This window comes from Capsulimonas sp. (genome assembly GCF_039929585.1).
Lineage (GTDB): Bacteria > Armatimonadota > Armatimonadia > Armatimonadales > Capsulimonadaceae > Capsulimonas.
In genome coordinates this window covers 1-9,243 of sequence record NZ_JBDSQY010000171.1, presented here as the reverse complement: position 1 = coordinate 9,243, position 9,243 = coordinate 1, and the positions used below count along the sequence as shown (strand labels likewise).

At 57.1% G+C, this 9,243-nt stretch carries 8 protein-coding genes and 1 pseudogene; 7 read left to right on the top strand and 2 right to left on the bottom strand.

All coding sequences use genetic code 11. The features are described 5' to 3' along the window. A pseudogene (locus ABIZ35_RS11860) lies at nt 1-570 on the bottom strand (hypothetical protein); the annotation flags it as partial. Nucleotides 571-1,235: 665 nt separating this feature from the next. Between ABIZ35_RS11860 and ABIZ35_RS11855 the strand changes: the two are divergent. From ABIZ35_RS11855 to ABIZ35_RS11845, 3 genes are all read left to right on the top strand, one after another. Beyond that, nucleotides 1,236-1,835 (top strand): MarR family transcriptional regulator, encoded by a 600-nt coding sequence (locus ABIZ35_RS11855; protein WP_348220112.1) that lies wholly within the window; start codon nt 1,236-1,238, stop codon nt 1,833-1,835. After that, entirely contained in the window at nt 1,828-2,094 is a 267-nt protein-coding gene (locus ABIZ35_RS11850; protein WP_348220111.1) for a DUF1905 domain-containing protein, read from the top strand. Before ABIZ35_RS11855 ends, ABIZ35_RS11850 begins: the two co-directional genes overlap by 8 nt. Before the next feature lie 771 nt (nt 2,095-2,865). Next, nucleotides 2,866-4,344, top strand: coding sequence for a protein adenylyltransferase SelO (locus tag ABIZ35_RS11845; protein WP_348220110.1), 1,479 nt, complete (start codon nt 2,866-2,868; stop codon nt 4,342-4,344). A 96-nt stretch (nt 4,345-4,440) separates the two neighbouring features. Here the strand turns inward: ABIZ35_RS11845 and ABIZ35_RS11840 are convergent, their stop codons facing one another. Then, the gene (locus ABIZ35_RS11840; protein ID WP_348220109.1) at nt 4,441-5,823 is read right to left on the bottom strand and encodes a substrate-binding domain-containing protein; all 1,383 of its coding nucleotides are present in this window, start codon (nt 5,821-5,823) and stop codon (nt 4,441-4,443) included. 520 nt (nt 5,824-6,343) lie between these two features. Here ABIZ35_RS11840 and ABIZ35_RS11835 point away from each other — a divergent pair. From ABIZ35_RS11835 to ABIZ35_RS11820, 4 genes are all read left to right on the top strand, one after another. Further along, a complete protein-coding gene (locus tag ABIZ35_RS11835; protein WP_348220108.1) occupies nt 6,344-7,123 on the top strand; it encodes a DUF1559 domain-containing protein in 780 nt (259 codons plus the stop codon). Between the two features lie 31 nt (nt 7,124-7,154). Then, nucleotides 7,155-7,403 (top strand): hypothetical protein, encoded by a 249-nt coding sequence (locus ABIZ35_RS11830; RefSeq protein ID WP_348220107.1) that lies wholly within the window; start codon nt 7,155-7,157, stop codon nt 7,401-7,403. 433 nt (nt 7,404-7,836) lie between these two features. Then, the gene (locus tag ABIZ35_RS11825) at nt 7,837-8,823 is read left to right on the top strand and encodes a choice-of-anchor tandem repeat GloVer-containing protein (protein WP_348220106.1); all 987 of its coding nucleotides are present in this window, start codon (nt 7,837-7,839) and stop codon (nt 8,821-8,823) included. Nucleotides 8,824-9,135: 312 nt separating this feature from the next. After that, a partial coding sequence (locus tag ABIZ35_RS11820; RefSeq protein ID WP_348220113.1) for a LacI family DNA-binding transcriptional regulator occupies nt 9,136-9,243 on the top strand: 108 nt, incomplete at its 3' end.

The following is a 9,243-nucleotide window of genomic DNA, read 5'->3' as shown; positions in this document are numbered from 1 at the left end:
CTCTGCGCCAGTGGCAATGTCGAGCGCGTGCAGCTTCCAGTGGTAGGGGCCCGAGGAGCTGTCCTGCGTGTAAGCGGCGACATAAATTGTGTTCGTGGCCGGATCGATGACGGGCGTTGGAAGAACGCCGATCTCCACCTTGATATCGCTGTATGCGCCGTAACGCGTGTTGAAGCCCGACGGCCGGGGAGTTCCCAGCGTGACACGCCAGAGCGGCGACGAGGCGGCGGGACTGTCCGCGTCGAAAGCGTACACGCTGTCGTGCATGGTGGCGACATAGACGACATTGTGGGTTCCCTGTCCGGGAACGGCGACGTTCGGGACATAGAGTGGCTGTGCGTAGATCTGCCCGTCGACGCTGCGTGTGAAGAGCTTGCCGAACGTATTCGCATTGACGTTGCTGGTGTTGAGCGTGTTCTCGCTCAGGTTAGCTCCGGTGCGGGAGTTGTCGTTGTGGTGGGTGAGCACTGAGACCTGTCCCCAGCCTGGCATGGAGGCAGTCAATAGGATGGTGGAGACAGTGGCGGTCTTCCAGAGATAGCGCGGCTGGCTGATTGATTTACGCGGCATAACGTTGCTTGCTCCTTAAGCGATTGCTTGTCGTTGCGGCTCGGGTGGGAAAGCGGGTTTGTGATTGGGGGCAGCAGCAGTGCATGGGTGGGCTTGCCCGATCGGCCCGCGATGCAGGAAATCTGTCCAGCGTTGTTGATCGCGCATCTTGCGGAAAGCGTCCTTCCTGTGTTTGGGGGATCAAATCGTTCAGGTTCTCCCTCTAGCCCTTGCGCCGGCAAAAAAGGAGAGCCGCCGCAAATGTGCGCTGCTGAAGCTCAACAGGAGCGAGAACTAAGCCCAGGGCAACCATGGAATAAGGGCAGGTAACATTGAGGCTCGATTCGACTAAGATTTGACGGGCATGCGAGAATAATACGGTTCCAAAAGAGAAGAACTGCGAGAATTTATATTTTGGCGCCAACGAATAATGGCGCCAAAACTACAGATGCGCTCATGAATGAGAGCCGTCTCCAATTCATCAAACACGGTTATTGTACCCACTTAGATCTGATGTTAATTGCTATTTTTACTTTATTTTTGTGAAGAACCAAGAATGCTGCCCTGCTTCTATTTCCAATGCAGTAGGGCCTGTATCAGCGTAGAAAGGGACCAGCAGTGAATGTTGATGTGGAAGGTAGTTTTATGGATCCATTTCAATAGCTCGTGAGATTGGAGGCTCACGAATGGCGCCTCAGGGACTTGTTCAACTTCCTGAGGATCCCAAAGAATATTTCGGCATCCAACTCCAGCGTCCTCCGCGCGGCGGCATTGAGAACGAGCATGTCTCATACCATATTGACAGTGTGCTGTCAATATGGTATGCTTCCGTTATGGATTATGAGCAAGGAATTAATGACCCCGCCAGCAGATTTGCGCTCGCCGTTTTTCGAGTTAACGGCGTTTTGATGAACGCCGGCGAGAAGCTAACCAAGCCTCTCGCACAATCCAGTGCGCGCTGGCAGATACTTGGCCGGGCCGGTTACACTCCGCAAACTGTCTCCCAGATGGCCCGCGAAATGGGACTCGCTCGACAGAGTGTCCAAAGAGTAGCAGATGCCTTGCAAAGGGATGGATTAGTTGTCCTTGAGGCGATTCCTACGGACAAACGTACGGCGCTACTCACTCTAACACCCGCTGGACAAGAGGTGCTTGCCAAAATTTACAAGCGAAATGCCGAATGGACACGGAGAATTTCAGGGCGCATTTCGGCTCACGAATTCGAAAAAGCGATCGAGTCACTAGAGCATATAAGAATTATCATTGAGGAGGATTTACATGAGTAATGCCGTGTTTACAGCCACGATAGCCAAAGAGAATAAAGAGGGCGGATGGACGTTTGTCACCTGGCCCGAATCAGTCGCCTTTCTTGGTACCGGCAAGGCCACGAAGGTTTCAGCAAAGATTGGTGGCCATGAGTTTACAGTTACTAGCCTGCCGACCGGCGATGGAACCCACTTTCTCCCTCTTAGCAAACCCGTGATGAAGGCTATTGGTAAAGTGGTAGGAGAGACCGTAGAGGTTGAAGTCTGGAGGCAGCAATGAAATCCTTGCCTACGCGCGTTCTGACATGTGAGTGCGGGGCGGTAAAGATCGAGCTTGCGGGATCGCCGATCATGGTAAATATCTGCCATTGCAAGTACTGCCAGAAAGGGTCTGAGCACATGGAACATTTACCAAACGCCCCGCACATACTAGATTCGCACAAAGGGACTCCGTATGTCCTCTTCCGAAAAGATCGGGTTAAGATAACACAGGGCGCCGAGCACTGCACTGACTACCGATTGGAAGGTGAAGGTAACACAAGGCGTGTAGTGGCCTCTTGCTGCAATTCCCCGCTCTTCCTCGATTTCGAGCCGGGCCACTGGGTCTCATTCTATCAGCAGCGATTCGACGCACCAGTCCCGCAGGCGGAAATGAGAATTCAGACAAGCAGTATCTCCACAGAAAAGGCGCCCGATGACGGACTCCCAATGTATGCTGGTTTCCCCGCCGTTATGATGCTAAAGCTCCTTACTTCTCGCGCTGCCATGGGCATAAGGCCCAACATGGGCATGCGATAAGATCACCGAAATCTCCCACAGGATGAAGACATTCCTCCGAGTAGGTTGCTTGGCTGAAGTGTCTGCAATTGACTGGAAGCGTCTTGACGATCTGCCAAAAGTGGCTTGTTTAGGGTGGGCTTGTCCATCACAGTCATAGGAAAATTTTACCCGATGAAAATCGACGATACAGGAGACATCAAAATGTCTGTGTAACATCAGTTTAGTCAGGTATCCTACCCATAGAAATCTTCGGAATGATGGAAGACCCATATTGACTGCCCAATTTCCTTTCGATAACACCTACGCACGACTGCCGGAGCGGTTCTTTACGCGCACCGCGCCCACTCCGGTCGCCGCGCCGCGATTGATCCGGGTGAACACGCCTCTCGCGCGGCAGCTCGGCCTTGATCCGGACTGGCTCGCCAGCGCCGAGGGTGTGGAAGTCCTCTCGGGTCGGCGTGTCCCCGAAGGCGCCGAGCCTATCGCGATGGCTTACGCGGGACATCAGTTCGGGGGCTTCTCGCCGCAGCTCGGGGATGGGCGCGCGATCTTGCTCGGCGAAGTCATCGACCAGGGTGGGGCGCGGCGTGACATCCAGCTGAAGGGCGCCGGGCCGACGCCCTTCTCACGCCGCGGCGACGGGCGGGCCGCGCTGGGACCGGTCCTGCGCGAATACATCGTCAGTGAGGCCATGGCGGCGCTGGGCGTCCCCACCACGCGCGCCCTTGCGGCAGTGACGACGGGCGAAAGGGTGCGCCGGGAGACCATACTCCCCGGGGCCGTGCTGACGCGCGTGGCCGCCAGTCATATCCGAGTCGGCACGTTTGAGTTCTTCGCGCGCCACGGCGACGTGGAGGGCGTGCGGCTGCTCGCGGATTTTGTCATTGCCCGTCACTATCCGGACGCGGCCCACGCGGAGCGGCCTTACCGCGCGCTGCTGGGCGCGGTGATTGGGGCGCAAGCCAGGCTCATCGCGCAGTGGATGCACCTCGGGTTTATCCATGGGGTCATGAACACAGACAACATGTCGGTGTCCGGTGAGACGATCGATTACGGACCCTGCGCTTTTCTAGACCGGTACGATCCAGAGGCCGCGTTCAGCGCGATCGATACTCAGGGGCGCTACGCCTACCGGAACCAGCCCGCCATCGGCCAATGGAACCTGACACGGCTTGCCGAGTGTCTCCTGTCGCTTCTGTCTGACGACGAGGATGCGGCTGTCGCGGAGGCGATGGAAGCGCTCGGCGGCTACGCATCATTCTTCGAGAATGCTTATGAGGCTGGGCTGCGGCGCAAGCTGGGCCTGTTCACGGAACGCGAAGGGGACGTGGAGCTCGGGAGCGATCTGCTGGGGGCCATGGCAGTGAACGGCGCCGACTTCACGCTCACATTCCGCCGGCTGAGCGACGCCGTATCGGGTCCGAACGGCGATGAAGGTGTGCGCGCCCTCTTTGCCGACTCCTCGGCGTTTGACGGGTGGGCGGCGCGTTGGCGACAGCGGCTGGGTCAGGAACCCATGGACGCTGCGGCGCGCCGAGCGGCCATGCGGTCCGTAAACCCAGCCTTTATTCCGCGCAACCATCGTGTGGAAGCCGTCATTCAAGCGGCCGTCGAGGCGGATGACTTCGGTCCGTTCGAGGAGATGCTGACCGTCTTGGCCCATCCGTTCGAGGACCAGCCGGCCTTTGCGTATTACGCGGACCCGCCGCAAGATAGCGAGCGAGTATATCAGACGTTCTGCGGGACATAATTTAGGATCTGATCAAGAGGAAGAATTGCGTGGTGGCTAGCCCGGATTGTGAATGAATGGCTCAAACAAGGCGTTCGCGCGCCCTCACTCCTCGCGTCAGCGATGCACGCCCGTGGTCGACGCACGCACGATCAGCTCGGTGGGCAGGGAGATCCGGCACTCGGAGGCGGGCGCGCCTTCGATCATCGCCAGCAGCCGTTCCACCGCCACTTGCCCGATCCGGTGGAACGGCTGCCGGACCGTCGTCAGGCCACCGGCGATGTGCATCGCCTCTGGAACATCGTCGAAGCCGGTAACCGCAATGTCCTCGGGGACCCGGAAGCCACGCTTGCCGAGTGCTTCGACCGTACGGGCCGCCAGCCAGTCGTTCGAGAGGACGATCGCATCCAGCTTTTCCGCAGTCTGTATCATGCGATGCATCTCGCGTTCCATCACGTCATTCGTAAGAACATCCGCAGAGCGGCACGCAAGTTCCATGGGAGACGGATCCCACTCCAGACCCGCGGCGGTCATCGCCTCACGGAATCCCTGGTAGCGGTCGATGTGGTCGGAGTCGTGGAGTGGGCCAATATAGCCGATGCGCCGGCGACCGACCGATACGAGGTGCTCGACAACGGCGTGCATGGCCCCAATGTTGTCGACATTGACATATCCGACATTGGCCGGGACCTGTCGGGTCAGTACCGAGACAATGGGGAGGCCGGCCGCAGCCGTCCGCTCCAGCAGGGCGTCGCGGAGTGTCGAGCCGATCACGACGAGCCCATCGATATACCCGTCGAGAAAGCGGACTCCGCTGTGTGGTCCTGGCGTGTACCAGCTTGTATATGTCAGCACATCGTGTCCGGCCGCTTCCGCGCTCCGGTTGATCCCTGACAGCAGGGGCGGGATGATTGAGTAGGTTGGCCATTCGACGAAGTCCCAGAGACCGTGGGCCACTACGCCGAGGATGCGCGTTCGTCGGTTCCGGATCGCCTGCGTCAGCGCATTCGGCGTGAAGTTTAGCGCGTCGATCGCCTCCTGGACGCGCTCGCGTGTGCTTGCATTTATCCGCCTCTTGCCGTTCAGGTAATTGGAAACCGTCGATGCCGCCACACCGGCCTGCTCGGCCACATCGTGGATCGTGGCGCGCCTCCGCGTCGCGGGCGCTTCAGGCGCCATCTTGTCGGCCGGCCAGCCTGCCGCCGCTTCGTCCGGATTGCCCACGATGCTTGGAGCAGGGGACTGGGAACTGTGCGGGACATCAGAGACAGCCGGCGGATCCGCTTGCTTCTCTTCTTTCGGGTCGCCCTCCCGGAACCAGTTGCGCAACGTCCGCGGCGTCACCCCCAGCGTCTCCCCGATCAGAGCGAGCGTCCGGCCTTCCGCGTGCAGAGCCGCCGCCTGCTCCCGCAGGCTGCCCGGATAGCCGCGCCCTTTCCGCTCCGTCACGTAGCGGCGCCGGCAGGCGTCACACCGGTACTGCTGGCGGCCGTTGTTCATCCCGGCCTTCACCTGTTTCGCCCCGCTTCCACATCGCGGGCAGCATATCTCCGGCATCTAGATCTCCGTTTCTCGCAATGGCCAAGCCGCCGCATCCTCGTGATATCCCTTGCGTGCGGATGTCGGCGGGCAGCTAGCGAGCTTCGATATCATATTATATCACGTAGTCTTCCAAATACAGACACATATCATTTATATTTCCCTGTTCTGCATGCCACTACCTCGTCAGTTACAATTTTTTACTCATAATCAGAATTTCGCTTGACAGATGCACGCCATAATGATATACTTTTGCCATAGTAGCGAACTTGATTTTCTGTAGCAGGAATGTGAGCGTTAATTTCGAGCAATCGACCGTTGAGTCGAAAACAACCCAATGCGATGCTTTTCTATGAAGCCATCCTCTTCCGACGGAATGTCAGAACAGAGGAAAGGAGACCATACTCGATATCGTAAGATAGTCTTGGCAAACCGTTCTTCTCTGACGAGAAGGTTCAAAATCGAAAGGAATTATTTCTCAATGATATGCAAATCTAAACTTGGTTTCACACTGATCGAATTACTAGTTGTCATCGCGATAATCGCGATACTTGCAGCCATCCTCTTCCCCGTTTTTGCGCAAGCCCGTGAAAAGGCGCGCCAGATCAGCTGCGCCAGCAACGAAAAGCAACTTGGCTTGGCATTCGCACAGTACGTGCAGGACAACGACGAGAGATATCCTTACGCGGCGCAAACCGTCGACGGCGGCGCCTGGTGGGGCGAGACCAACTCCGTCTGGCCCGAGGAAATTTCGTCCTATGTCAAAACCTATAAGTCCTACAATTGTCCTGACGACAGCAAGACCGGCGTTACCAACTGGGAGGGTGTTGCTATCTCCTACGCGGTCAACGGCGTGATAGCATTTGACAACACAGGACCAATAACCCTAGGAGTCATGGGGATGCAAGATTGGAACGGCCAGATACACGGCGGCAGGACGCTTGCGCAGATCGGCATGCCGTCCGACACTATTCTTCTGTGCGAGCACTGGAATTCCGACTTAGATAAGGGTGGCGCCATGAACGCCTCACATGCCGGTCTGGAAGGGTTTATCTCTGGCGTCCAATGGTTCCACTTTGGCGGCTTGCTTCCCGATCCCACTCGACCTGCCACTGCACCTTATCCTACCAGCCAGAATGGCGGCGTAAACGTTCACTCCAATGGCCTCTCCAATTTTCTGTTTTGCGATGGACATGTCAAGGCGCTACGCCCCGTGAGCACCGTCCAGCCCGTTAACATGTGGGACGCATCACGGTCGTAAAATTCACACAGGACGACTGTCTGCTCGACGTTTGGAACAAAAGAAAGACATTATCGTGACAATGCGAACCCGCAATATCATTGCGCTCTGCCTGATGGTTCTCGGCGGCAGTCAGATACTCATGGGCTGCGGTGCGAAAGAAAGCGATTCCAAGACTCCGGAGGAAAAGAAAGCTTTCGCAGGCGGACACGCGCCCCCCGGATATGCCGAGAAAATGATGTCGCAGCATAACATGAATCCAGCTGCGCCTGCGCCGGCTCAGCCACAGGCCAATCACTAGGGCGGCAATCAGTGATTTGCTCCGTCCCTATTCGGCTGGCGTCTGGAATGCCGGCCGAATAGGGATGTTCGGCTCTATGACTATCGACACCGTATCGATGCTAGATCTCAGTGCATCGACAATGCCGTCTAGGGAAAAATCACTCACAATGAAATCAGCAAAACGTTTCCAGATCTTCCGACGGAGCGCCGCCGTCCCCCTCGCGTGCCTTCTCCTGGGCCTAACAGCCGGCCAACAAGCGCGTGCGACGCAGTACTCGGTACTCTACAATTTCAAATCGGATTCGAATGGCTACGGTCCTTATGGGGCTTGGCCTTTCACAGGTCTAGTAGAAAGCTCCAGTAATGTCTTGTACGGAGCTAACTTTCGTTGCCCCGGCCAAGCACAGACCTATTGGCAATGCGTGTATACCTATTCGACGTTAACGGGCGCTATGACCAACATAAACGTCTTTCCGAATGTCTATAGCGCCAGCGGCCCCTATTTCGGTATTCAAGGACCGCTCATTCAGGGGAGCGACGGCAACTTTTACGGAACGACCCTTGATGGCGGGCCAAATTTCCCGCTCGGCGGTCAGGTTGTTGGCTTTGCATTCAAACTCACGCCGTCAGGGACTATGACGTACATGCACATTTTCGGCGACGGGACGGTGGCGAATGATGGGCATACTCCGCATGGTGGACTCCTGCAGGGAAGCGACGGCAATTTCTACGGGACCACCTCGTCTGGGGGCGTGAATGGCAATGGAACATTCTTTAAGCTCACACCCGTCAGCAACGGCTGGACGGAGACGATCCTGTACCATTTTCCGGCAGGGAGCAATGTACCGCATCCGTTCGGCTCTCTTGTTCAGGACACTAATGGGAACTTCTACGGGTTCACAGGAGCAGCCTCAGTCGTCAAATTAGCTCAGTCTGGTGGAGTCTGGACCCAAACCGTTCTCTATACATTCAACTCAGCTTTCGTAGGACCGTGGTATATGGCTTCAGCTGCGGGTCTCACTTTCGACAAGCAAGGCAATCTGTGGGGAGCGATGCCCGGCGGAGGAACTAACAATGGGGTAGCATTCAAGATTGCAAATCCGGCTGGCGTCCCAACTGTCACGATTGCTCACAACTTTCAGGATGGCTCCGTCGCCAACGATGGGAGGGTTCCCTACGGGCGCCTTGTTCTGGCCAGCGACGGCAACTTTTACGGAACAACCTTCCAAGGAGGCTCGACACCCAGTCCTGGTTTCGGCACGGTATTCAAGATGACCCCGACTGGCGTAGTCACGATTCTTCACTCATTTACAGGCGGCGCGGACGGCGCCAACCCTACAGCCGGCGTTATCCAGGCTCACAACGGGTACCTCTACGGCGCCACGGCAGATATATACGCTAGTTACGGACAGGGAACCCTTTTCCGGATCATTCTTTAGTTGGGCAGCCCGTGCCGGTACTGGCGATCGGCTAATTGACCCCAGCCTCTGGAAGCGTAGCCAGGGTTCTTACGGGCGCATCGCGGTCCTCGGTCTCGTCGCGATGCGCCCGGCGGTGAACCGCAGCGGTTGAGATGAGAAGCCGTCCAGAGAGCTCACGATACGTTTCGCGACTGGCTCGGATCCGGAGACGTTGTTTTAAATGGTGGATACGTTAGAATGGAATTGCATGCGGTTGCTTATCTTTGCGGATTGGCGATCGTAGGAACTTGCCGATACTGATGAATAAAGGATGACGGCAGATATTATCTCATGAGACGTACCAACGCACCGACATTAAAAGACGTTGCCCGAGAGGCGGGAGTGGCCGCGATGACCGTGTCCGTGGTGCTGAATGGCGCCCGGTCGGGCACCCGCGTC